The sequence below is a fragment of the Gelidibacter mesophilus DSM 14095 genome (assembly GCF_000423005.1).
GTDB lineage: Bacteria > Bacteroidota > Bacteroidia > Flavobacteriales > Flavobacteriaceae > Gelidibacter > Gelidibacter mesophilus.
Genome location: NZ_AUHD01000001.1, coordinates 1 through 26,223, shown reverse-complemented (window position 1 = coordinate 26,223; position 26,223 = coordinate 1). Strand labels below are relative to the sequence as shown.

At 35.0% G+C, this 26,223-nt stretch carries 25 protein-coding genes; 8 read left to right on the top strand and 17 right to left on the bottom strand.

The genetic code is table 11. The features are described 5' to 3' along the window. Positions 1 to 283 precede the first annotated feature (283 nt). The 16 genes from G525_RS0100135 to G525_RS0100060 all read right to left on the bottom strand — a co-directional run bounded on the left by G525_RS0100135 (position 284) and on the right by G525_RS0100060 (position 17,436). A complete protein-coding gene (locus G525_RS0100135) occupies positions 284 to 1,528 on the bottom strand; it encodes an EpsG family protein (RefSeq protein ID WP_027124318.1) in 1,245 nt (414 codons plus the stop codon). A 45-nt stretch (positions 1,529 to 1,573) separates the two neighbouring features. Beyond that, complete coding sequence (locus G525_RS0100130; protein WP_027124317.1) at positions 1,574 to 2,614, bottom strand: polysialyltransferase family glycosyltransferase; 1,041 nt, start codon at positions 2,612 to 2,614, stop codon at positions 1,574 to 1,576. Between the two features lies 1 nt (position 2,615). Continuing rightward, the gene (locus G525_RS0100125) at positions 2,616 to 4,061 is read right to left on the bottom strand and encodes a lipopolysaccharide biosynthesis protein (RefSeq protein WP_027124316.1); all 1,446 of its coding nucleotides are present in this window, start codon (positions 4,059 to 4,061) and stop codon (positions 2,616 to 2,618) included. Further along, positions 4,054 to 4,731 (bottom strand): acylneuraminate cytidylyltransferase family protein, encoded by a 678-nt coding sequence (locus G525_RS0100120; protein WP_027124315.1) that lies wholly within the window; start codon positions 4,729 to 4,731, stop codon positions 4,054 to 4,056. Before G525_RS0100120 ends, G525_RS0100125 begins: the two co-directional genes overlap by 8 nt. Further along, complete coding sequence (locus tag G525_RS0100115; protein ID WP_027124314.1) at positions 4,732 to 5,781, bottom strand: nucleotidyltransferase family protein; 1,050 nt, start codon at positions 5,779 to 5,781, stop codon at positions 4,732 to 4,734. A 108-nt stretch (positions 5,782 to 5,889) separates the two neighbouring features. Further along, on the bottom strand, positions 5,890 to 7,002 hold the full coding sequence (gene neuC / locus G525_RS0100110) for a UDP-N-acetylglucosamine 2-epimerase (RefSeq protein WP_027124313.1): 1,113 nt from the start codon (positions 7,000 to 7,002) through the stop codon (positions 5,890 to 5,892). Continuing rightward, a complete protein-coding gene (locus tag G525_RS0100105) occupies positions 6,999 to 8,015 on the bottom strand; it encodes an N-acetylneuraminate synthase family protein (protein WP_035478705.1) in 1,017 nt (338 codons plus the stop codon). The genes neuC and G525_RS0100105 overlap by 4 nt, the downstream gene beginning before the upstream one ends. A gap of 2 nt (positions 8,016 to 8,017) precedes the next feature. Continuing rightward, positions 8,018 to 8,956 carry an ATP-grasp domain-containing protein gene (locus G525_RS21530; RefSeq protein WP_027124311.1) on the bottom strand — a complete coding sequence of 313 codons (939 nt, stop codon included), beginning with the start codon at positions 8,954 to 8,956 and terminating at the stop codon, positions 8,018 to 8,020. Beyond that, complete coding sequence (locus G525_RS0100095; RefSeq protein ID WP_027124310.1) at positions 8,953 to 9,792, bottom strand: pyridoxal-phosphate dependent enzyme; 840 nt, start codon at positions 9,790 to 9,792, stop codon at positions 8,953 to 8,955. Before G525_RS0100095 ends, G525_RS21530 begins: the two co-directional genes overlap by 4 nt. Next, positions 9,785 to 10,249, bottom strand: a complete 465-nt coding sequence (locus tag G525_RS0100090) for a GNAT family N-acetyltransferase (protein ID WP_027124309.1) — start codon at positions 10,247 to 10,249, stop codon at positions 9,785 to 9,787. Before G525_RS0100090 ends, G525_RS0100095 begins: the two co-directional genes overlap by 8 nt. Before the next feature lie 304 nt (positions 10,250 to 10,553). Beyond that, positions 10,554 to 11,435, bottom strand: coding sequence for a 3'(2'),5'-bisphosphate nucleotidase CysQ family protein (locus tag G525_RS0100085; protein ID WP_027124308.1), 882 nt, complete (start codon positions 11,433 to 11,435; stop codon positions 10,554 to 10,556). Between the two features lie 550 nt (positions 11,436 to 11,985). Further along, a complete protein-coding gene (locus G525_RS0100080) occupies positions 11,986 to 12,558 on the bottom strand; it encodes an acyltransferase (protein WP_027124307.1) in 573 nt (190 codons plus the stop codon). 149 nt (positions 12,559 to 12,707) lie between these two features. After that, complete coding sequence (locus G525_RS0100075; protein WP_027124306.1) at positions 12,708 to 13,664, bottom strand: Gfo/Idh/MocA family oxidoreductase; 957 nt, start codon at positions 13,662 to 13,664, stop codon at positions 12,708 to 12,710. Positions 13,665 to 14,120: 456 nt separating this feature from the next. Beyond that, complete coding sequence (locus G525_RS0100070) at positions 14,121 to 15,164, bottom strand: NAD-dependent epimerase (RefSeq protein WP_027124305.1); 1,044 nt, start codon at positions 15,162 to 15,164, stop codon at positions 14,121 to 14,123. Continuing rightward, the gene (locus G525_RS0100065; protein WP_027124304.1) at positions 15,148 to 16,539 is read right to left on the bottom strand and encodes a UDP-glucose 6-dehydrogenase; all 1,392 of its coding nucleotides are present in this window, start codon (positions 16,537 to 16,539) and stop codon (positions 15,148 to 15,150) included. Before G525_RS0100065 ends, G525_RS0100070 begins: the two co-directional genes overlap by 17 nt. Before the next feature lie 435 nt (positions 16,540 to 16,974). Then, positions 16,975 to 17,436: a transcription termination/antitermination NusG family protein gene (locus tag G525_RS0100060; protein WP_027124303.1), complete on the bottom strand. Its 462-nt coding sequence runs from the start codon at positions 17,434 to 17,436 to the stop codon at positions 16,975 to 16,977. Between the two features lie 601 nt (positions 17,437 to 18,037). On the opposite strand from G525_RS0100060, the gene G525_RS0100055 reads away from it, so the two are divergent. The 8 genes from G525_RS0100055 (at position 18,038) to G525_RS0100015 (ending at position 24,842) form a co-directional block, all read left to right on the top strand. Beyond that, positions 18,038 to 20,242 carry a T9SS type A sorting domain-containing protein gene (locus G525_RS0100055; RefSeq protein ID WP_027124302.1) on the top strand — a complete coding sequence of 735 codons (2,205 nt, stop codon included), beginning with the start codon at positions 18,038 to 18,040 and terminating at the stop codon, positions 20,240 to 20,242. 308 nt (positions 20,243 to 20,550) lie between these two features. Further along, a complete protein-coding gene (locus G525_RS22350; protein WP_169514415.1) occupies positions 20,551 to 20,715 on the top strand; it encodes a hypothetical protein in 165 nt (54 codons plus the stop codon). A gap of 109 nt (positions 20,716 to 20,824) precedes the next feature. Beyond that, positions 20,825 to 21,865, top strand: a complete 1,041-nt coding sequence (locus G525_RS0100045) for a phosphoenolpyruvate carboxykinase (ATP) (protein ID WP_027124301.1) — start codon at positions 20,825 to 20,827, stop codon at positions 21,863 to 21,865. A 48-nt stretch (positions 21,866 to 21,913) separates the two neighbouring features. Then, the gene (locus tag G525_RS0100035; RefSeq protein WP_157491837.1) at positions 21,914 to 22,957 is read left to right on the top strand and encodes a nucleotidyltransferase family protein; all 1,044 of its coding nucleotides are present in this window, start codon (positions 21,914 to 21,916) and stop codon (positions 22,955 to 22,957) included. A gap of 64 nt (positions 22,958 to 23,021) precedes the next feature. After that, positions 23,022 to 23,591: a porin family protein gene (locus tag G525_RS0100030; RefSeq protein WP_157491836.1), complete on the top strand. Its 570-nt coding sequence runs from the start codon at positions 23,022 to 23,024 to the stop codon at positions 23,589 to 23,591. 424 nt (positions 23,592 to 24,015) lie between these two features. Next, positions 24,016 to 24,300 (top strand): rhodanese-like domain-containing protein, encoded by a 285-nt coding sequence (locus tag G525_RS0100025; RefSeq protein ID WP_027124298.1) that lies wholly within the window; start codon positions 24,016 to 24,018, stop codon positions 24,298 to 24,300. Position 24,301: 1 nt separating this feature from the next. After that, a complete protein-coding gene (locus tag G525_RS0100020; protein WP_027124297.1) occupies positions 24,302 to 24,616 on the top strand; it encodes a rhodanese-like domain-containing protein in 315 nt (104 codons plus the stop codon). 7 nt (positions 24,617 to 24,623) lie between these two features. Further along, positions 24,624 to 24,842, top strand: a complete 219-nt coding sequence (locus tag G525_RS0100015; RefSeq protein WP_027124296.1) for a hypothetical protein — start codon at positions 24,624 to 24,626, stop codon at positions 24,840 to 24,842. 289 nt (positions 24,843 to 25,131) lie between these two features. Here G525_RS0100015 and G525_RS19920 read toward each other — a convergent pair whose 3' ends face one another. Further along, positions 25,132 to 25,728, bottom strand: a complete 597-nt coding sequence (locus G525_RS19920; protein WP_035478702.1) for a hypothetical protein — start codon at positions 25,726 to 25,728, stop codon at positions 25,132 to 25,134. Between the last annotated feature and the right edge of the window lie 495 nt (positions 25,729 to 26,223).

Sequence of the window (26,223 nt, the reverse complement as noted above, 5' to 3'; positions counted from 1 at the left end):
ACTTCAAATTTAAGTCATGACCTACAATTTCCTGAAAATTCTTTTGGATATAATATCGATCCGGTAGCAGACGGTATTTAATAAAAATATAGATCTTATATGATATTAAATTAACTACAAAACCTAAAGAAGAAATATATCGCAGCCTTTTTATATTTTCAGTTACATACATTCGTTCAGATTTTTTTTTAAACAATTAAGTATGAGCCTTTCTCTTTAATTTAATTAACCAAAATTTATAAGAGAATGTGATTTATAAAATTATTTTTAATACGTTATATATTTAAAATAAATTGTAAATATTAACTCCCTCAAACTCCATTAAATTAATAGCAGGGGATATAGTTAAACGAATAATATCGAGATTGTATGACAGCGATCTAAATTGAATTAAAATAGAGATTAATAATATAATTGCATATATTTTTCTCCCTACTTTCTTATATCGATTTTCACGTGTAAATGCAAACAATACGACTAAATAAACCAAAGCAAAAAACTCGAAAAACTGCCGATACCTGTTACTGATAGAATCAAAATAAATTTCATTATATAATGATATAATTAAAAATATCATGACAATTAAGGCTAACCGGTTTACAACAAGGTTAGATTTTAACTTTAACATAGATAAAAAAAACAATATCATGAGGAAATAGTAGTTCGAATATTGATTGAATTGAATATACCAATTCCAATTTTGTGTGTGCTGCTCTCTTTCTTCAATATAATCTTGATTAGTATAATCCTCAACTTTTTCTGAAATAACCTCATTATTTAGGATTTGAGAAGTTTCTTGGATATTTAAATTATAAAGAACCAATGCAAAAACAATTACAATTAAAAATTTAAAATATGTATTATTTATTTTATTTAATGCAAAGAACAAAAGAAGGCCCAAAAAAGCTTGTATCAAAGCAATGTGTATTAAACAAGAAAGACCTGCCAGCAATACGTAAATCCACCTTGAATTGAAACTATATTTTAAAGAAAAATATATAAAAACCATAAATGCGGTTGGAAATCGTATCCCATTAACACCGGCAGACAATGAGTATATAAATACGCAACCCAAGAGAAAAACAATATAATTTTTATAATCTACATGCCGTACTTGATCCAAAATCAAATTTAAGATACCAATAAAAAAAGAAAAGTATAAAACTGCTTGCACCCCCATAAGTATCTTAAAGGAAGCTCCGAACGTCGATACTAAAAACATCAAAGTCACCAAATAAACATCTTTAAAACGTGCTTCTGTAGTGTAAATAGAGGATATCTCTTGCACATAGTCATTTAAGCTAAAGTGCTTAACATAATCATAATATTCAATATAACGTTCTGTATCTGAATTTGCATGTGGTATAAAGGAATATCCAAACAAAAAAGCAAACATCAAAATCAAAAAACGATAATTCCGGTTAGTAAAGTTTTTGATGGCATATAGAAAAGGAATAATTGGCGATATCCAAAACAATAGAAATAAAACTCCTTTATTATTCAAGATTTTTTGTGACGCACTATTCATTTTAATTTATTAAATCTATTCTGTGAGAAATAGTAGGTTTTTTATTTATATCGGAAATTCCATTTCAGAGGGACTATTGACCAAAGTAATATGGGGAAGAATAGTTAACTTAGATTGATCCATAGCTTTTGAACCTTGATTTTTGTAAATGGGTAAATTGAAATATAAATTGCAAGAGGGATTATTGGTAATTAACACAGTTGACCATCCCGTAAACAGAATCGATTTTCTCAACTTTAAAATAAATAACTCAGCTGGAATTTTTGAATCTATCATTACTACTCTTTTTAAACTCAGATATTTTTTTCTTTTCTGATCATTGGTTTGTGGATGCAGTTTAATATAAAGTGTTTTATCTGGATACAATTCTATTAATTCCCTTAAGAATTCCATTTCAACCTTGTCAAGGTTTTCTTTGAATGGTTGATTGAAATAATAAATACTCTTCTCATCTATAGGAAACAAATTTTCCTTTAGGTCGAAAATCTCACCGGCTCTGTTTAAAGACACTTCATTGAATTCCGGTATTGTGATAATATCAAATTTTGGCTTCTTTTTCTTATGCTTAAATTTGTCAGGATTTGTTAAGTAAATTTCATCTAAGAAATTAGAAGAGGCATATTGATAATGCTTAGACCACTGAAAAATTGTAGGTATAATATTACTCCTAATTAAATTTTTATAAGCCTCAAATGTATCTCTCAGCATAGACAGCGTTTCATGTTTTTTTTTGTAAACTGCATATGGCTTATATCCATCTGGTCCTAAACCTATCACTGTGTTAAAATTCTTCTTGTAGTAGCTGACAAGATTACAATTGAATAACGAATCCTCCTGAAAGAATATAAATTTATCACATTTTATTCCCTTGAGAATTGGATACTTTTCTTTTTCATTAGCATTCTTTAAATATTCAAATTGAATATTATCAATTCTCTGCAAAGGGTTAACATTTTTTAGCCTTGTTTCTGTTTGAATCACAAAGATTATATTTTCCACCTGATTTCCTGAGTACAAAGTAGAAGCTATATGGATACTTTGCAAAAGATGGTATTCAGTATGTGTCAGAAAAAGATTGGTTGTCATTTTAATTCTTTCTAATTAAACTCTTAAGATCTGATATTGCTTGTATCTTTAATAAAAAAGAAGCGCTTAGGTAAATTATAAAATAGAAAACTCCTGATAAAATAATTCTGGTAAAATCTGAAAATTGGAACAATACATAATTACTAAGCCCAAAAGTGAGTAAGCCTGCAAAACAACCAACAAGAAAGCTAGGATAGAGATCTTTAATTTGATAATGGAGCCCATAATTTATTAACCGTCCTGAATAAAATGCATTAACAATGGTCACTATAATATTTACGGCTACTAGACTAAACAACAATCCGTAAATACCAAACCAAATTGCCGAAAATGCACCAACAAGCAATAAGAAATTCTCTAACATGGATAATTTGAGCACCAAATCGCTTCTACCTTTAACTTTGCAGATATTAAGATTATACTTATGAACGGGATAGAAAAGTCCTGCTATTATTAAAAGTTGAAAATAAGGTACTATCGGCAACCATTTCTCAGTCAGAAGCCAATTAATAAGAGGTTCAGCAATAATCCCCAAGTAAATTAAAATTGGTGAAACTACAAATACAAGCATCTTCATCAAGCGGCTGTATACAGATTTTAAATGGTTTTGATCCTCACCTATACTCGATAATAAAGGATAAGCAACACGGTTGAAACCTGAGATAAAGAATCCCGATGGCATTTCTACCAAAGATTTTGACCGAGTATAATACCCCAGTTGAGCTGCAGAAAAGAACTTACCTATAATTACTTTATATAAATTATCAAATAAGGTATTTATAATTTGAGTAAGTGACAATTTGTACCCGAAGTTAAAATGATATTTTAATTTATTTTTATCGAATATGAAACTTGGCTTCCAATTACTATATATCCATAACTGAATGGTTGCAAATCCGGCATAACTTAAGTCTCTTACAACCAAACTCCAAACTCCATAGTCATTATTTGCCATCCAAATGCTAATTGCAGCACTAAGAACCAATGCCGGCAATTGTAATTTAAATTGTGTTTTAAAATCAAGATCTTTATTGAGTTTTGTTGATTGAACAAAAGAAAATGCACTTACTAACAAAATCAGCCCTAACACCCGAATTAGATTTGTTAGAATAGGCTCATCGTAAAATTGAGCAACTAAAGGAGCCGTAAAAAATAGCAATCCGTACATGAGGACGGATGAAACGATATTTATAAAAAAAACTGTAGAATAATCAGCGTTATCCACGTTTTTAGCCCTAATTAAACTCGCTGAAAACCCACCATTAACAAATTCTTTACTAATGATAATAAAAATGGCAATCATTCCTATTAAGCCAAATTCTGAAGGCATAAGTATCCTGGCCAAAATTATAGAAACACCAAAGTTAATAACCTGATTGCCGCCTTGTATTAAGAACGACCACCCCATGCCAGATTTAGCTTTTTGTTTAAATGATTTTTTAGTCATTTAAAATACACTCAGCTATTTTCCAATCCAATGGAGTATCTATATCATGTGATGCTATTTCATCCATAACATATTTTTTAATTTTAGAAAATTGGTTGGTTGGTCTTTTTTTTAATGATTGAATTTTGATAATATATATAGACCCATTCGTTTCCCATACCTTTGGGCATTCTTGTCTAGTTTTGAAACTTCCTTTTTTTGAGGTTTCTAAAAAACCTTGTTCATTTTCCTCCTTTAAAACATAATACGGATTGGAGCTCGTTTCTTTAACGGCGGTTACCATATCAAGATCTTCATGATAAAGTTCTAATGCCTGTCTAATATGTTGTCCCGTTCGGAAAGGAGAAGTTGGCTGTAGAAGAATTAAAGTTTCATAGCGACGACCATTTTGTTCCATAAAATCAATCGCATGAAGTAAAACTTCGTATGTACCAGCGGTGTCAATTGCTAAATGTTTTGGTCTTAAAAAAGGAACATCCAATCCTAAATTAATTACAGTCTCTCTGATTTTTTCACTGTCAGTACTGACAACAATATCTTCATCTGCAAACACCTCTCGAGCAGCATCAATAGTATACTGTATCAAAGGTTTCCCATTTAATAATTTAATATTCTTACCCGGAACTCCTTTCGAACCTCCTCTTGCGGGAATAATTATTAGTGGTTTCATTTAAAATCGTATATGCTTAACATCATTTTGGGCCTTTTCAAAATCTTCATGTTTTCCTATATCCAGCCAATAGCCATTTATGGGATAAGTGAGCATGTTTAAGTTCATTTCCAATATCCGCTTCATGAGATCAGTAATATCATAAAATTGATCCTCTGGAATCATTTTCAATAAATCCTTTTTAAGGATATAGATGCCTGCATTGGAATAATAAGTATAACGAGGCTTTTCTTTCAGAGAGAGAACTTTATTCGATTGATCAGCTTCTAATACACCATACGGTACATCAACATGATAAGAAGTTGCCGCAACGGCCATATCAGCATCAGAATCTTTATAAGTCTTATAGAAGTCTTTAAAGTCAATATTCGTCAACAAATCACTATTCATCACAATAATATCATTATGCTGAAATTCGTCGACCAACAATATTGAACCAATTGTCCCCAATGGTTTGATCTCTCGGACATATTGAATGTTTAATTTTTTATTATGTCCATTCCCAAAATATTCCACAAGCTGATCACCCAAGTAATTTATGCTTAGTGTTATATTCTTAACTCCTACTTGTTTTAATCTATCAATATTATATTCAATAATGGGTTTTCCACCGACTTTTAATAATGGTTTCGGAGTGGTTTCGGTTAATGGTCGAAGACGTTGGCCCTCTCCACCTGCCATAATAATGGCATCTGCAGGAATTATAGTAGACTGTTCTCTGAAATTAATAATATCAACAATTTGTTTTTCAGAATTTAGGACTGGAATTATTTTAAAATTTCGAGCCTTAAATCTTTCAAGTTCATCCATTACAAATTCACCCTCTACAATATAAGAAGGATTTGACTGAATAAATTTCATCAAGGAATCTTCAAAACCCAAACCTTTTATAAAGCCTCTTCTTAAATCTCCATCTGTAAGTGATCCTATCAGTTTTTTCTCGTTATCTGTAACAAATAATATGGCATCACTCGCAAGAATATCTAACTTGATCAAGGCTTCTCTAACACTTGTATCTTTTAGAACGGTATGTTTTTCTATTGAATTCATTAATTTAGATTATAAAATCTTAATATTGTCATCTTCTTCGAGGCTTTTTTATCTTCCGCCTTTCATGCTATAATGTAACATGAAAGTCATATTAGATATATAGGTGAGTTAAATTCTTGGCAAAATATGTTCAGATAATAATTTACGAATTTTAACTAATGCATCGCCGTCACCATAGATATGATTACATGTCTTTTCAGTACTGCTTTGATTTAAATGCTGTTCCAACAAATTAAGAATGAGTGTTTCATCACATGGTAGCGTTATTACAGAATCATCTATTTCTCTGCCCTCTTGTCTAGAGCCAATGTTAAATACAGTTTTATTGAAATAAGGTGCCTCTATAATCCCACTACTGCTGTTTCCTATTATCATCAAACATTCTCTTAATGCGGCATAATATCCAACAGCTCCAAGGTGCTCTCTTACAAAAACATTCTTGTTAGATTTCCATTTTTCAATTACGTTAAGTATTTCCTGATAACCTGGGTCATTGTTAGGATAGGTGAGTAAAACCTGCTTCCCATAAGAAAGAATCGTCCTGATGACCCCATCCATTATATCTGCAACATTTTCCTTAGATTGAGTAACAGAATGGAACGTGACCAAACAAAACTCACCACTTTTTAATCCTGTAACTATCTCTGCAACTGGCAATGGATTTCTTTTAAATTCATTAATTCCATCAATTGCAAAAGAACCTGTAAAAAATACATTTTCATCAACAATCACTGGTAAGCTTAATAGCCGTTCATAATTACCTTTAGATGTAGCGAAATGGTACGTTGCTAAGTTAGAAATGTTATATCTATAAATATTATCATTTGCCCCTTTGGTAAGCGTGCCTCCACCGGAATGTATTATGGAAATTTCACAAAAATGACAGGCAAGTGCGGCTGCATAAGACTCAAACCTATCTCCAATCAAGAACATGACATCAGGAGCTTCATCTTGCAAAACTTTACTTAGTGTTTCAATAATCTTAGAGAATTCCTTATAACCAGGCTCATTATCTTCATCGAAGGCCTTTATAACCGAATATTTACTAAATCCGTCATTTTCAATTTCTTTTACAGTATTGCCAAATTTTTCGAGTAGATGGATACCCGACACGTAAATTTGTGTGTTAAAAACACCTAATTCTTCAACATCTTTAATTAAGTTTTTCATAATCCCGTAATCAGAACGGGCACCTGTAAAAAAACCTATTGTCTTTTTCATAAAAAGTCTTCTTTCATAATTACTCGATTGCTTTCTATGTCTCTTGATAAAGTTTTTCCTATGACTTCACCCATTTGCATTGGACTAAAACCAAAGCCAGGACGCTTAAAACAAAGATCATCTTCTTCTATTTTATGACCTGCAAAAAGATCCTGAGTAGTAACTATGCTTTTACGAGCTGCTCTTTTAATTTCTATCTCCTTTTCAGAAAAAATCTTCTGTGAAGAACCTAACATAAGATCCACATTCCGAATAGACCTTACTAAAGAAGCAAAATCCTCAACAGTAGAAGAAGATTTATGATCAGGCCCTTCTGCATTCACATCGAACGTAACATGTTTTTCAACAACTGTAGCACCTAAAGCCACAGCAGCAATTGCAGCATCATTGCCAATGGTATGATCCGAAAACCCGACTGGAGTATTGAACTTTCTGTGCAATTCCAACATTACATTTAAATTCACATCTACTGCTGGCGTTGGATAATTACTTATGCAATGTAAGATGGTGATTTCTTTATTACCATTTCTTTTTAAAACTTCTGTTGCTTGCTCAATTTCTTCATAAGTAGCCATCCCAGTTGATAGTAAAATTGGTTTACTTTGTTTAGAAATATGCGTAAGAATGTCCAGCGTTAAAATTTCTCCAGAAGGTATTTTATAATATGGCATTTCTATGTTATCTGTAAGAAATCGAAGACTCTCCATTTCAAATGCAGTACATAGATAATCCACTCCATTTTCTTTACATACCTTACTTAATGTGATATGATCCTCAAATGGCAATTGATATTTCTTTGACATCTCCAATGGAGTTTTTTCAGCATCATTCTCGATTTGATATTTTGGTTTAAAGGCGTCTTTTGAATAAGCATTTTCTAATTTGCTAATTTGAAACTTCACAGCATCAACTCCAATATTCGCTAAATCTTTAATTAATGAAATAGCCCGTTCCAAACTACCGTTATGGTTTGGACCAACTTCAGCTATTATATACGTTTTTTTTTCTTTCATTATTAGTTTTCTTTAAAAAATAATTTTAATCCTTTAAATCCTGTTATACTTTTTTTGAATTCTGGAATATATTTATTACTACCTAAGGAGCTTTCAATTATGAATTTCAAATAATTAACTCCGGATAAATGTGTAAATGGATAACCTCCTCCAAAACGAGGATTAAAGTCAATAAAGTAAATTTCCCCTGCCTCATTTTCTAGAAAATCAATATCCATGTTTCCCACGTGCTTAAAAGCCTGACTTATGTTTTTTGCTAAATCAACTAACTTTGCGGACTCAAAAGTTCTCGCCTTATCTGTTTCTCCAGCACGCATACCAAGCTTTTCTCTTACGCATGAGTGAACATAATTTCCATTATAATCATTCATTATATCCATGCCGTATTCTTTACCTTCAACAAATTCTTGAAGCATATCAATACCGGGAATAAAGGATGAAGCACGACCCTCCATTACTATTTCCAAACCCACACTGCCACTACCTAGAATTTGTTTTTTTACATATGGAGGCTTAACCCCCTCTAAAGTGAAGTATGATTTAGGCATTCGTATATTGTGTTGAATGCAAAATTGATAATTTTGTATTTTATCTAAGCAGTTTGAAATGGTATTCTCATTTGAGACCCAGAGTTTAACACCTATTGCTTCAAACAACTTCTTTTTTGAAGCCAATATGGGAAGTTCGAAATCCATTAGAGGAACTAAAACATCAATTTCGTGCTCTTTACAAGCACTTAATAGAACTTTACAATAATTTTCCTCGTTCCCTGACACCCTTGGCGTTAGTATACCACGAACCCTTGGATCTACATGCATAGCAGCTGTATCAATAGAAGTATCAGAAACAAAAAGGTTGAAATTATAACCTTCTTCAATTAATTCTAATGCATACTCAATTAAATAAGTTCTTCTACCTGCATTTGTAAATAAAATATTCATAAAAAATTATTTAACATACCTCCTGTATTAATTATTAATGTGTTTTTCAAGTTGTGCCTGTAAAAGCACTCTATAGACTTTGCATTATATATTGGATCAACTAAAACTCCTGTATTAACAAAAAACTTTTTCCGAGCCTCTTCGGTAGCTTCAGTTCTATACTCATACTTGCCTGCATAATCATCAATTATGCGCAACTGGCTATAATCAACACCTCCATCAAGTTCTTTAAGTGCTTTTTCGCATGCACCTTTATTTCGTGATACCGATACTCCTATTACTTCAACATCGCAACTAGCATTTAAAAGTCCTCGATAGATCCCTAAAGCGGTTGTACCAGTTCCAAAAGGCAAAATAATATGTTTTACTTTGCTTCTAAGTTCACTATTTTTTTTAAAGAGATCTTCGAATAGATATTCATATTGTTTAGCAGCTTCCATTGTGTGCCCTCCTCCGGGTATCCAATAAAAAGTATTATATTCTTTTCGTTTTTCTTCAATAAATTGATACGCCATTTGCTTAGTGCAATAAATTAAATCCGCACCCAATCGCTCAGATAGTTTTAAATGTGGATAATCATGACTTTCTACTTTAGTATCTGTCAAAATAATTAACTTAACTGGTACCTGTAGTAACTTTCCATAATATGCTGTAGCCAAACAATGACTAGAGTATGGTGCACCAAAAGTTAGAAGACCTTGCAGATTGTCTTTTACACTTAAAATTCCTTTTAGTTTTCTGATTTTATTACCTGAAACAAAACTATTATTAAGATTCTCATCTAATAACATTGTACTCATTGATATCTCTCTAATATATGTATTTAACTCAATCATTAAATATCAATTTAAGAATAATACTTTCAATATTAGAATCTCTATTTTTAACCTTTTCAACTTCTAAAAATCCATACCGCTTAAACATTGTTAATGAATTATAATTTGTCTCCCAAGTTTGAGTTTCAATTCCTTTCATTTTCATCTTCTTACAATGAGAAATCATTTCTTCAATCACTTTACTCCCTAATCCTTTCTTTAAAGAAGCAACAAAACTTAAAAAGCCAAAATCAAATTTTTCTGGAGTGCAATAGAAAGCGCTGGCTGCTTGTATTTCGTCATTCTCAAACACAACAAAAACATGAGCTTCTTCATATAACTTCTTCGCATAATCTTCAAGTACAACTCTCTCACTTAATGGCGGCTCGAAAAGATGGTCCACTTTGTAAACAAAACCCAGAAAATCATTATAGAAATTATCCGCATATTCTGAACCTACAACTCTTATACTCATCATATCACTAATAGTTTGACTGACATTTCTCTTTATGAAAATACAATTCTGATATCATACTACACTCATGTTCTCACAATTTTCGTGATTGAATAATTTTCAATTTGCTACGAACTTCAACAAGATGTAGTCCTATATCTCAATTAATCAGGACTTTAAAAACTGACAGTGAAACACGGCTTCGCCCCTAACAGTCACACCAAATAATTTTAATGTAATGAAAATCAACTATTTAACATAAAAACCTTATCGTCAAGAAAACGTTTTAAAAGTCCGCAAAATTACAACAATAATGAGAATATCCCATTTAAAAAGGTTTTTGTTTTTGCACAACAAACCAATTGTTTAAGGATTGCTTTCTATTGTATAGCATTGGTTTTTTTGTCTCCCAATTAATAACTGCAAAATCAGCCTGCTCACATATCGCTTGGCCTGCAGCAGTATCCCATTCCATGGTAGGTCCAAATTTTGGATAGCAATCGGCCTGCCCTTCTGCAATCAGACAAAATTTTAACGAACTACCCTTAGAAACAACCTCAACGGCACCGTGTTTTTGTTGAAGTTTATGGATATACGTTTCTGTGGCCTCAGAAGGATGTGAGCGACTGGCCAACATGGTAAAGGTTTTGTTTGCTCTAGGTAAAGGGAGTTTTAAGGCTTTAACAATCAAATCATCCACATTAAAATTATTGAGATCTACTCTTACCTTAAATGAGCCAAAAGTCGAAATTGAAGATGAAATCGAACTTGAAGTTGTCTGCCCGTCCTCAAGACGGGAACTTGCTTTCCCGAACGCTGTATGGGAAAAATACAAATCTCCAGATACGGGAACGAAAATAACGCCCAATACGGGTTTTTGATTCTCGATCAACGCAATATTGACCGTAAACTCGCCATTGCGCTTGATGAATTCTTTGGTACCATCGATGGGATCTACGATCCAGAGGTATTTCCAATCTTTCCTCACGTTGTAAGGGATGGATTTGCCTTCTTCTGAAAGTACAGGAATGTTTGTTGCTTTCAGATAAGACATGATCACGTTGTGGGCGGCGGTATCTGCCTTTGTTAATGGCGTGCGGTCATCTTTAAGTTGCACTTCAAAATCTTCAGAATGATAGATGTCCAGGATGACTTTTCCGGCTTCGAGGGCGGCGGTGATGGCGGTTTTTAGGAGTGAGGTTTGAGGCATGAGGGAGCAGGGTTAACGATTTTTGATTGAAGATTGTTGATTGAAGATTGTTGAAACCTTATGAAACACTGAAGACACTAGTCTTAAATAACCTATTAATTGCGAAAGGTAGGATCTTCCTTCTTTGTGGGTTTTTATGTTTTCTTTGGAAATCATTGAGCCCTAACTTTTAGATGACTCAAAAGTTTTCCCCGAAACAGCGCAGATCTTCGCAGATTGTTGTGATCCTATAGGTATTAAATTGAATAAATAGGTTCTTTTACTTTTGTCCATCAACAGCTATTTTACCTACTTATATTAAACTCAGCCTTGCGTTCACCTTGCGCTCTTTGCGGTTGGATTTCAACGCACAGGTCGCAAAAGGAATATCCACGTGAAAATATATCCCTGAGGCAGCTTACTTCATTAATCACAGTTGATTATTCATTCGTAGAACTTGGGTTTTATTTAGGGCTCTCTTAATGAGCTTCTCATTGGGTTTAGAGTATTGCATTTGCCTTCTTAATTCGTTGTACTTGATATTTAATACTAAATCCTCTTGAAGCCTTTCTTATAAATCGAAGACCATCTTATCTTTTAACTGATACTGCTCCCCAGTTTCTGGACATAGTGCCAAATGATTCGCATTAAATTTTAACCGATGACCCGCCTTACTGACCCAACCAATTTGTCGCGACGGATTTCCAACTACTACAGCAAAATTGGGCACATCTTTAGTCACTACGGTACCTGCACCAACAAAGGCATATTGGCCGAGTGTATTTCCGCATACAATAGTCGCATTGGCACCAATAGACACACCCTTTTTTAATAATGTTTTTTTAAATTCATGCTTTCTGATAATAAAACTTCGCGGATTGATCACGTTGGTGAATACGACCGACGGCCCAATAAACACATCATCTTCCACCTCTACCCCTTCATAAATGGAAATGTTGTTCTGAACCTTTACGTTATTGCCAATACTCACATTAGGGCCTACCACGCAATTTTGCCCGAACGAACAATTGTCACCAATTACCGTATTTGATAAAATGTGACTAAAATGCCAGATTTTAGTGTTTTCGCCAATGGTGACGTTGTTGTCGATATAACTGGATTCGTGGATGAAGAAGTTGCTCATGGAGTGTGAGGGATTCGGTGTGAAGGATTAGGGATTAGGTTTGTGGTTTATTTGATTATGACTTGTGGGTTTAAGAGGTTGTGGGTTTTCTGTTGTCTGTTATGGGTTGTCGAGTATCTGTTGTGGGTTGACAACTCATACCTGATAACTCATTCCACCAATTTACAAAACGGATGGAAATCTCCTGTCAATCCAATGGGATCAAGGTTTCTAATTGCAGATACCGTATTTATGGAAGCATAAGCCTCATCGAGTCCAAAGCCGTTACCTTTCAAGATCTCTTCATAACTTTTGGTATGGAGGTCCGTAAATCCGCCACTAAATTCTATCTGCTCATTGTTGATCTTAATGGACCGGTAGGTGGTTCCTCCGATAGTCTTTATCGTATCAGGAATATAATCATAATTCACCGATAGGAACCATCGGACGTTGGCATGTTTTAATTTCAAAAAACCAGCATTAGTATCTGCTGTTTTTAGATGAACGGTGCTTTCTTGTTCCTCACCAAAAATCCAACTCAACATATCAAAAAAATGCACGCCAATATTGGAAGCAATGCCTCCTGATTTGGACTCATTACCTTTCCAGGACACAAAATACCATTTCCCCCTTGATGTCAAATACGTCAAGTCAATGTCATAAACTTTATGTGGATCATTTTCCAATTCCTCAGTAATTCTTTCTTTTAAGGCGATAAGCGTTGGATGCAACCGCAATTGCAAGATATTATGGATTTTTTTTCCGGTCTCCTTTTCAATCACTTTCAATTGATCAACATTCCAAGGATTGAGCACCAAAGGTTTTTCTGAGATGGCATCTGCACCACTCCGTAACGCAAATCGGATATGCGAATCGTGCAAGTAATTTGGTGAACATATAGAAACATAATCTATTTTATTACCACTGTCCCGGCGCCACTTATCCACAAAACGATCAAAACGTTCAAATTCTGTGAAAAAACTGGCCTTAGGAAAATAACTATCCATCACACCAATGCCGTCATAAGGATCTAAGGTAGCCACCAAAGTGTTACCAGTCTCTTTAATGGCTTTCATGTGTCTGGGTGCGATATAACCTGAGGCACCGATAAGGGCGAAGTTTTTCATTATAGCTCTTGCTTGTTTGTGTTTTTGGAAACCAAATTTTTTTTAGACACGAATTTCACTACTAGCCACGAATAAACAAAGTTATAAGGGTTCAAATCCGTCAGTTGATAATTCAAAATTAATTGCACGAATGGAAATATCTAAAGATTAAATAATAGCCTGATTTCTCAATCATTGTGAAAGCTTTATTCTGATCTAAATATTTTTAGTTTCTCAAAATTAAATTAGTCGTCGTGGCATTGAACTTTGCGCTTTTGTGGTTGGATTTAAACGTTAAGGTCGCAACGGATAAATTAGAAATACTCTGAAGTGTTTCCCTCAGATTACGCAGATATTCGCACATCCGTAGTTATGCGCAATCAATTATCGAATTAATTTAACGCCTCCATTTTATGGTCTATTTTCTAGCCTCTATTTCTATAGTCTATTTTCTATCTATCTTCTACAGTCTACCCTCTATGCCCCATAAAACTCCCGATACCATTCCACAAAAGTAGCGATGCCTTGTTTGACTTCAGTAGTCGGTTGGTAATTAAAATCAGTTTTCAGACGGCTGACATTTGCGAAGGTTTGTTTGACATCTCCAGGCTGCATAGGCATCATCTCCTTAAGAGCAGTTTTACCCAAAGCTTTTTCTATGGCCTCAATATACTCTAAAAGTTGCACTGGCTGACTGTTACCAATATTATAGAGTTTATAAGACGATTTATTGTTAGAAGATTCCAAAAGTGTTGCCATAATACCGGCGACAATATCATCTATATAAGTAAAATCACGCGAAAGATCTCCATTATTAAAAACCTTGAGAGGTTTGTTATTGATAATGGCATCCGTAAATAAAAACATGGCCATATCAGGTCTTCCCCACGGTCCGTAAACGGTGAAAAATCGCAGACCAATGGATTCGAAACCATATAAATGCGTATAGGCATGTGCCATCAACTCATTGGCTTTTTTAGTAGCCGCATAAAGACTAACAGGATGATCGACATTGGCAGTTTCCTCAAATGGAACCGCATCACTATTCCCATAAATACTAGAACTACTGGCATAGACCAATTTCGGAACCTTATAATTTCGGCAGCATTCCAAAACATTTAAAAACCCAGTCAAATTGCTATCGGCATAGGCTTCAGGGTTTTCTAACGAATAACGCACTCCTGCTTGCGCCGCTAAATTGCATACACTATCAATAGAATGCTTTTCAAAAAGCTCTGGTAAGGCATTACGATCTTCCAGGTTCATTTTTACAAAAATCATGCGATTTCCAAAAGTAGCGCTCGATATATAATTAAGCTCTTGTAGCGCATCTTTTTTATCAATACCCAATTGCGCCAAACGTGCCAATTTTAAATTGACATCATAATAATCGTTAAGATTGTCAAGTCCAACAACTCTATGCCCTGCCTCCAATAGTGCCTTGGAGACATGAAAGCCTATAAAGCCAGCCGCTCCGGTGACTAAGACAGTTTTTGGATGTGGTCTATTTTCCAATGGCATACACCTGAAATCCTATCGTTTCTAATTCTTCTTTATCCAATATACCACGGCCGTCAAATACAAATGCCGGCTTTTTCATGGCGTCATAAGTTTTTTGCCAATCGTAGGTTTTGAATTCATCCCACTCTGTCAACACCGCAATGGCGTGGGCATCTTTACACGCTTCGTGTGGATCGGATACCGTTGTTAAATAATGGGAGTTGCTGTCTTCAGAGCGAGTATTCAAATAATTGAGGTCGCTTTGCATTTGTTGCGCCGTTACTTTAGGATCATAAACCACAATACTGGCCTGCTCCTCCATGAGTTGATCTGCTACATAAATGGCTGCCGATTCCCTGGTATCATTGGTATCCTTTTTAAAAGCCCATCCCAAAAACGCAATTTTCTTACCTGAAATAGTATTATAAAGCGTTTGAATGATTTTTGAGGCAAAACGGCGCTTTTGATAGTCATTCATGATAATGACTTGCTCCCAATAATCCGCTACTTCGTGCAATCCATAGGACTTAGCAATATAGACTAGATTTAAAATGTCTTTTTGGAAACAAGAGCCACCAAAGCCGACCGAAGCCTTTAAAAACTTAGGCCCGATTCTGCTGTCTTTTCCAATGGCTATAGCAACTTCATTCACATCAGCACCGGTCACTTCACATAATTCCGAAAGTGCATTGATAGAAGATACCCGTTGCGCCAAGAATGCATTGGCCGTTAATTTTGATAATTCTGATGACCACAGGTTGGTGGTAAGGATATTCTCTGCAGGCACCCATGTAGAATAAACATTAACTAAAGCTTGAATAGCCTCAAGTCCTTCTTTGGTCTGTTCTCCACCTATCAATACACGATCCGGTGCCATTAAATCTTGCACAGCAGTGCCTTCTGCCAAGAATTCCGGATTGGATAGAATTTGAAATTGAACACCATTACCCGTGTTATGCAGAATACTTTTAATGGCTTGGGCCGTCCTTACCGGAAGCGTAGACTTTTCCACAACAATTTTATCTGTTTTGGCTACTCTCGCAATTTGTCTTGCACAGAGCTCAATAAATTTCAAATCGGCCGCCATCCCCTTCCCCTGTCCGTAGGTTTTGGTTGGCGTATTCACAGAAATAAAAATCATATCAGCAGCTTCAATGGCTGCGTCTACTTCCGTAGTAAAAAACAAGTTTCGTCCTCTGGCTTCGGCCACAACCTTGTCCAATCCCGGTTCATAAATGGGCAACTTCTCCAAATTTTCATCGTTCCATGCTGCAATACGTGCCGCATTAATATCAACCACAGTAACCTTTATATCGGGATTTTTTTGGGCAATTACGGCCATTGTTGGGCCTCCTACATATCCAGCACCAATACAGCAAATGTTCTTTATTTTCATAATCTATTAATTTGTCAATTTACCTAAAAATTTAAAGCTTCAAATTTAGGCTTTACAATTCTAATATGGTTCATTTTTAAGATTTTTTGATGTTGCCAAAAGATTTGACTATTGTTTTTGTGTCTGATTGTGAAAAGAATTGACTTTTCCTTACAGCCGCTGAATTTGATCCATTCAATTTTTTTTGATACCTCTTAAACTAAATCTGGAATTTTGGTTGATTATTATAATTTAAAATCTTACATGAATCTACATTTCCCCGTTAGACCCGTTTAAATGCTCTTGAAATTCTCAAGAAAAGCCACGGCTTCGCCCACAACAGTTACATTATAACGTAACCCTGTTTGATTCTAAACGTATAAAATTAATCCCAAGCTATTTAAAACATCTATAATGTATACGGAGATAAAATAACGAGAGGATCGCGCTGATTGATCATTTGATCTTTAATTTAATAACATATCCCAGATTGTGTAAAACTACCCAACATTGATTTCCCGAAATATATTTAACCGTACCTTTTTTAGCGGTCAACCCATATGTTTTTAAATCAATTTCCTGTCCTACCGCGATTCTTTCTGTTGACAATACTTGTTGTTTTCTGGTAGCAATTTCCTTGAGTACCTCCACTTCTTTTGCAGGAACCACGGCAGGCTCACCCAACCAAAAAAGATAACGCACCGCTCCGGGGACTGTAAAAACTTTTGCGCGGTCTTTTTCAGGAATGTTTATGAGTACCATAGAGGGCAACAGCGGCACAACAACTTTCTTTTTACGGTCGCTCCATTGTCTTATCTCCACTCGAGTGGGACAGCAGACATCAAATCCATCAGACTCCAAACGTTCAGCAACTTTAATTTCATATTTAGGCTTTGTAATAAGGACGTACCAAGGCATAGGTCTGTTTTTAAAATATTTAGACCCACAAATGTATGAAAGTGTCACTAAAAAACTCAATATTCCAAAATAAGGTTATCTACTAAAACAACACTCACTCCATAATCCGTTGAAATCTAAGAACTATTTAGTATTCACGCCGAGAATAGCATTGGCATTCCTAAGATTCATAAAATAGTGGAATTGACCTTTAATACCAATCCTAAAAGTGGCCTTCGTTCACTTTGCAATTTATCTCCTTACTATTGGTATTAAAAGGTGTTTCTTCTCTATTATGAGCACTCGTTAGAAATTATTTCTAAACATCTAAGATGCAATTCAGAAAATCCCGTAATCCTCTATATTTATAATGACTTGTTTACTTTTAATATTTTTCACAAAATTTTAAAAGTTTGAAATTGCCTTTCTCCGTCCAATGATAAAATCCCATCATTTTCTGCTGATAGAATACTTGGATTTTTTTATTTGTTAGGATACCGTATTTTTACACCTTCGTACAAGATTCGTTATAAAATTATGAAAATATTAAAATCTTAAAACCTAACATTGCCAAATTCCTTATATTTTTACAGCCGATTGCTTAAATCATTTTAAAAGATCCATGAAAATAATATTTACGATATGCCTGTCTGTATTTGTACTGTTTCCTACAACAGGGCAAACTATTGCGGCGTTTTCAGGAACTTCAAAGCCTGAAACGGCTACCGTTGAAAATTTATCAGCTGAAGCCTTGACCCGAGGCCCAGGACTCACCGTAGGAGGTGGAGATACCTTTAACAGCGGCAACTGGTCTACAGGCGCAAGTTTGAGTACCAACCACTACATCCAATGGTCTATTTCAGCAGCAGACGGTTTTATCATTCATATCAATAAATTCCAAATTAACTTTGATAGAGATCCTGACGGATTCTCTCAATTTGTTGCGGGAAATGGCCCGGCCCAAATAAGAATTAGGACGAGTTTAGATAATTTCAAGTCTGACATCTACTCTAATTCCAAGGTTAAAAATTCTGGATTATCTCCTATTGTCGAAACAAACCTTAACTCAGCTCCTGGTGGAACGATTACGTTTAGACTTTATGGTTTTGCTGCAACCAGTGGTTTAGTAGGACCCTTAGGAACTTTTGATATTGAAGGCGGGTTGGGAAAGGTACTTGGGCTTGACAACACAGGTATTCAGCTATTAGGAAAGGTAACTTACGATGGCCTGCTCTACAGCCATGGCAAATGGTCGCCAAATCCACCAAACGCGAACACCTCTGAACAAAATGCGATGATATTAAATGGCACTTATTCCGAGGCCAACAACGTTCAGACAAAAGATTTAGTGGTTCAACCTGGAGCAGGCTTAATTATTCAAAAAACCGGAGCTATTACCGTAAATGGGAATCTAACTACCTCTAATAACGTTGTTCTACAATCCGATTCCGAAAACTATTCCAGCTTGATTGTCACAGACACTGTTATAGGAACCGCCACATACCAACGTCAAGTCAATATTGAAACCTCTTTGAGTGCCACAGGCCACAATATACTCATTTCGGCCCCTGTCACAGAGGAGCCGTTTAATGTGTTTCGCGCTGCAAACCCCAATATTGTGAGCAACACCGCGAAAACTCTAGTCCTCTTTGGGCCACTTAACAAGCTTAAGGGCACCTATTCCACATATTCCAATACTGAAAAAGCCCCACTTACGGCTGGAACTGGATACAGGACAGCAACCATAAAAAACGGCCTCCTCAAATTCAATGGGGTGGTTAATACAGAAACTATTACCAAAAAGATTCTGAACTCTGGTCCTACCCATACCGCATGGAATCTTATAGGCAACCCCTATCCGTCTTATATGGATCTTTCCGAATTCCTAGCTAGGAACAATTCTCAATTCGCACCAGAATTAGCCGGCATATATAGTTTTGACGGAGCCTCCTCCAATGAATATACCATCCGGAACTTAGCATATCTTACCTTACATCCGAAGTCTAAACTAATGCCAGGTGAAGGCTTTTTGGTAGCTTCCAAAACAGATGGAGGCGACGTGACCTTTACGCCTAAGATGCGTAGCGTTGGAAGCTCCAATAACTTTAGTGTTATTAAAAACAAAATAGACAAACACGTCGGATTTTTAAGACTCAACCTCACCAATGGGATCTCAAACTATAACACCGATTTTTATTTTAATGACTACTCTACACCAGGATTAGATCCAGGTTATGATGCTGGTATTTATGAAGGCAAAGCGCCAGGGTTTGCCATTTATTCACATTTGACAGATCATAGCACCACAACGGACATGGCCATTCAATCACTTTCTTATGCGGATCTTTCAGATGACCTTATTGTTCCTATAGGCATCAACGCCCCTGCAGGAGAACGACTAACGGTCCGCGTTACGGAGTCCTTACTCCCTGAGGAAACTCACCTGTATTTGGAAGATAAATTAACGCATAGCTTTACCTTATTAAACACCGATGACTATACCATTTACCTTGATTCAAATATTTCAGGAACGGGACGCTTCTTTTTACATGTTATCAAATCAACGCTATCTTACGGAAGCAACGGAGCCGACGACATAAGAATTTTCACCACTAATGATGGTCACAACCTTTATATCAAAGGGGCAATTAAACAAAACACCGTAGTCACTGTTTTTGATTTACAAGAACGCCTACTTATCAGCACTCAACTTGATGCGAATACCACTAACAACCAAGTGGATGTATCTGTTTTGAGTAATGGGATGTATATTGTGAAATTGAGGACTGGTACGTTAGAGAAAATCAAGATAATTCTATTGAATTGATGTCTGGGCCGCCGAGCTTTGCTATCTAAAAATCACGAGAGGAATTCTAGCTTACAAACTCAGGACTTCAAGGGTATCATCCATCAAAGGTAATCATTGTATCGTCTTCTAATTTTTTAATGTTATTGAAAACATTCCGAGCATGGCATTTCTAAAATACTCTCATTCTTTTTTAGAATAGGGCTCTCTAAACACTAGAAAACAAAACTAATTAGACTGAAAAATACAATTCAACCACAAAATCTTCAACAAGGTCGGATTTTTGTTTTTTTTTTTTTTATTATTAAAAGGTTGTCTATATTTGTGCCATGGAGAAGAAAAATTTAAAAAACGAAATTACGAGAAAAGAGGCGTTAACTCGTATGGGTAAATATGCTGCACTTACTGCAGTGGGAACTTTTTTGATATTAAATCCTAAAAAAGCGCATGCTAGTTCACCACCACCAGATCCGAGTGGTAACCCATTTGAATAATGTTTTCAGTTTGAAAAACATCGTTTCTCCTAAATATTTTACGCAACTATCTGACAGTTGCGTTTTGTGGTTTGAGGCTTCTAATCAATATATTATTCTTTCTAAATATATGAAGGCCATTTTAGATCTTTATCTAGATTCTAATAACAAATTTGAGTTTTATAAACATCTAAAAGATTCGCTAAACCTCCCAGAAGAAAAATCAAAAGCCTTCTATTATGAACTAACTGAATTTCTTAAATCAGCTAATTCTTTTTCGACAACATCGCATTTAGATACATCAAGTATTCGATTAATAAAAAACACTGATTTTAGCGAAACTTATTGCTTTGGTAACTCGATTATTACAGTCTATTACGATTCTTTAGCAATTAAAAATCTAATTCACCCATTATTTGCACACACCAACGTTGCGCAAGACCATTTAACATCAGCTTTATTTGCTATTTTTAAGAAAGATGATGCCTTATATCTATTCAAGAATGGCAACTATATTGGTCATTATGCCAAAACAGACTACCATTTATTACAAGGTCAATTTGCTTTACAGCTCATAAATACATTATACGATAAAAATGAATCCGATTGGATTGCAACCTTTCATGCCTCCACTGTAACCAACGGTAACGAGGCCATTATGATCATAGGAGATTCTGGAAACGGAAAAAGCACTTTATCGGCTGTGTTAATGGCTCATGGCTATGATGTATTGGCAGACGATTTCACGCCCTTATTGGCAGAAGATAGAAAGCTGTATCGGTTCCCTTCAGGGATTTCAGTAAAAAAAGGGGCATTTAATGTGCTTAGACCTTTTTTTGTGGATTTTGATCAATTTCCATTATATGCAAGCACCTCTAAAAAAGTAAATATTAAATACATTCCGCCAATCAAAAGTTTTGGCCAAGGCATTTCCCATGTGCCATGTCAGAAAATTGTATATGTAAAATATGATCCCACTGTCGCATCAACATTACAACAAGTCAATACGGAAAAGATTCTAGAAACATTGATACCCGAATCGTGGTTGTCACCCTTAGCATCCAATGCAGAACTTTTTTTAGAGTGGATTAAGGAACTTAAATGTTTCGAATTAAACTATTCAGATAATACAATTGCGGTATCCCAATTTAAAAGGTTGTTCCATTCTTAATTTTCTTGCTGATTTATTACATTTGGAGTTATCCTAATAAATAAAGCATTGAAAAAAACCTCCACATACACTACCATGCAATTGATTGCAGATATCTTGAGCTGCAACAATAATCAAGAACTGCTTTCAAAACACCTTAAACATAATATTATTGATTGGGACGCTGTCGTTGTCATAGGGAGCAAACATTTAATGCTTCCTGCAATTTACTGTAAGCTAAAGGATAAAGGACTATCAGAACTTATTCCTACGGACCTTAATATTTATCTAAAAGAAATCACAAATATCAATCGGGGTAGAAATGAGACCTTATTATCGGAAGCACAAGAAATATCTAGAATTTTCCAAGAGGCACACATCAACCATGTATTTATTAAAGGAATAGCCTTATTAGCGGCACAAACTTATAATGATAACGCTGAACGGATGATTGGAGATATTGACATCCTAGTGGCAAAAAATCAACTTCATGCTGCTTTTGAAATTCTGATAAACCATGGATATACAGACACCGTTAACACCATCATTGAGTTCAAGAACCGTCGGCACCTGCCAAGACAAATCTCAAAAGAAAAATATGGTGCCATTGAAATTCATAGCGAAATCTTACGTCATGAACACAGACATCTTATTACTAATGAAGAGATATTAAAAAACAAGCGCATTATTAACGCGATCTCTATTCCATCGATAGAAGACTCAATTAAAATCAGCATCTTAGCATTTCAAATTAATGATAAAGCGCACCTTTATGGATACTTTGGGTTAAAGACCATTTATGACTGTTTGGCATTAAACCTAATGACAAAACCTCATCTGATTAAAAATTTATCTGAGGAAAAACATTTTCAATCCTTTATGGAGATGTCCAGTATATTTTTTAAAGAACTAGTGCCATATAAGTCGTCCATCTATTCACTCATATTAAAGCGTTATTATATTTTCAAATTAAAGCACCACAAATTAGGGTTTATAATTTCTTCGTTAATTCACACCTCAATAAACATAAATCTTCGATTAAACTTATTGCTACATAATAAAAGCTATAGAACTCACATTTTAAAAAACAAATTTCTTTTAACGAAAACTTAAAAAACTTAACAAATAAGCTTTGTAATTTAGAAGTAAAGGAGTATTTTTGGACAAAGTTTTTTTTATGAAAAAGATAATTATCTGTTTGCTAATATCCGTTATGGGATATACGGTTCACGCACAACGATTTAATAGCTATAGAAGCGATTGGAAAGCTAGTGTAGGTATTAATGCAGTTGGTAGCCTGGGAACTAGAAACCCTGTTGAAAGACTGGATGACTATGCTTTTAAACACCCTCTTGCGGTAGCTATCGAACATCAATGGGCTGAAGAATTTGCGGTTGAATTAGACATGAGCCTAAATGGTTTTGATAAAGGTGATGCCTTAGATAATGGCAACGTGATAAGTAAAGATCTTACCTATTTCTCCACTAATGTTAATTTCAAATGGTATTTTTCAGAATATCTTTTTGATTTGGAATGGCTTGATTTATACGCTATGGGAGGTGTCGGATTATTTCAAATTAGTGAAACTAACACCTCAGCTAATTTATCAGGAGGCGTTCAGTTTTGGCTGAATGAAAATATAGCTTTACGTCTTCAATCTTCTGCAAAGTTTGCTGCAAATGCTAAGAATCATTTATATGACAATAATCATTTTCAACATGTATTTCAGGTGGTTTTCCGTCTGTAATTCTGATAGACTGATTATTGCAAATTAATAATTTAGTATTCCCCGTGATTTACGAAAATCACGGGGAATTTTCGTTTTCAGCATTTTTCAAGGTAACAAAAACCCTTATATTTCTCACATTTCATCAGAGATCCATCTTTATAGCCATTGAAACAATTTTTTAAAATGCGCAAGACCTCACTCTATCATCTTAAAATAAGCAAATTGAAATAATTGACAAACCAACTTTAAAACCCTTCTTTACTCTGCCGTTATGAAGTCTAAAGTCTTTCCATTCATTTTTTAGAATAAACCTTTCAAAATTTATGTCAGGGTCCTATGTAACAAAAGTAACTATGGACAGAGCATTATAGTATTAAGTTTGCAATGGTAAGTCAGTAGGTAATCCTAACGGCTTTCAAATAGAATTAACAAAAAACCCATTATGAATACAGAAGACCTAATTAAAAGCTGTGAAGGGACTGTTATAGAAGTGCGTTCCCCCTTGGAGTTTATGGGAGGTAGTGTTTTTGGAGCTATGAATATCCCACTACATGACATCCCACATCGAATGGATGACCTTAAAAAAATGAAATCCCCATTAATTCTATGCTGCGCTTCTGGATATAGAAGTGGCCAAGCAGAGGCTTTTTTAAGCCGCCAGGGTCTCAACTGTCTTAACGGAGGCTCATGGATGGACGTAAACTATTTAACCGCACAAAACACTTGATATGATTACAAAACTTAAAGCCTTCTTAGGAATAAAACCAGCGCCAAACTATAAGCAACTATTAAAAGAAGGTGGTGTAATCGTAGACGTAAGAAGTAAGTCGGAATTTGCAAGTGGTCACATCAAAGGTTCAAAAAACATTCCTTTGCAAGCACTAAGTTCGAATGTTAGTTTACTCAAAAATAAAGAGAATCCGGTAATTACCTGCTGTGCCTCAGGAATGAGAAGCGCTTCAGCAAAAAATCTGTTAAAATCAAAAAGGTTTTCTCAGGTTTACAACGGTGGAAGTTGGTCTTCCCTCAATACTGAAATTTGAATAGGATATGCTAAACAGAATTTTCAATAATTGGACTTGGATGCGAGCAGCCTATTTACTCATCGGAATATGGGTAATTTTACAAAGTGCTTCCGAGGGCGAGTGGATTGGTATCGCACTCGGAACCTGGCCAGCAATAATGGGCCTATTTGGACTTGCTTGTGCCGGAGGAAATTGCACTACTGGAACTTGTGAATTAAAAACCACTGGAACTACCAATAAATAAAAATCTATCGCATTCCATGACCTACGATCTGAATTGACATACATAAAAATGTGCACGTTAGAATTGGACTTTGAGACGTACTGAGCAAATTGACCAGAGCTCATTTGAATATTCTAATTCAGAGCTGTTTAAAAGAAATTTTACTATCATAATTCAGTAATTCTTGTTATATGAAAGTGTAATCTAAAGGCGTTAGCCTGCTAAATAATTGATTCTTGCTAGGAATGTTCTCGGTCTTGTCTAAAATAATGAGATGGCTAATTAGGAAGCTTTACAGAGGAGATGAAATTCAGATTTGAACGTTTTGATTTATTTGAGTCCTTTCGGTTTCCATGTGCAATTTTTGATACAGTCGATAATCAAATTTAGGTTTGTAGTATTTCTCCATAAATGTACGTGACCAAAAATGTTTTCTGAAAGGAAATAACGGGTCCCGGATCATGAACTCCGGCACAAAATAATACCATTTAATCCCGATATTATCGTAATAATCTTTCACTTTTTTAGCCATACCCAATTCCTTTGCAGCTGCCAATAGGGCCATCCGTTGACATTTACTGCCGCCGTAATGTTTTGCTATTTGGGTACTAAAACCATGTTGGAATAAATGGTCTTTAACACGCTTATAATTTTGAAAGCGCGACCATGCATCCATCATTACCATAAAAACATGGGAAAAAGAAAACAAAAGACAAGATGCCCAAAATAATATTAAAATAATATCTGAACCACCAATGGCAGAGGCCAGACTTACATAAAAATAAACGGATTCAAGTATAAATAAAACCAAAGCTCCATACAGCAATTTATTCACATTCCAAGAAGAAACAAACAGTTGAGGCTGTTTAGGAAGATCATGCCAACACGGTGCTGATATCGTTTTCATATCACAATTTAATGTATTTGAGCCTAATTTTCTAAAAAATATTTCCGTACTCTCTCAAATTCAATCGAATAATGATATCACCCTACTGCTTTTAGGGTAGCCTTTATCTAATAAAACTTAAAAAGTGACTTTGTGGTCTTTCTCTAAGTTTCGAATCGAGTTGCAGATATTCATGAATTTTTCCTAAGAGGCCCTACTTATGGATCTTGAAAACCTATTCTTTCCATAAATTGATGATTCTCCTAACATAGAACTGAAGTCATAGCTTCTTTCGACAGGTCTGTGCACATTTTTTGAAGCTTCCAAGAATTATGTATGAAAACGGAACTACCTGAGATAGGTTTAGCTAAAACCCTTCAGAGCACCGCTTTGGTGGCAGTTCAAAAGAAAAAACGCTCAAGCGAGATTGGCCGGAGGGATTGGAGATCCCAAAGCGTTCCGCTTTGAAAATAGTTCAAACGAAAAAACGCTCAAGCAAGATTGGACAGAGGGATT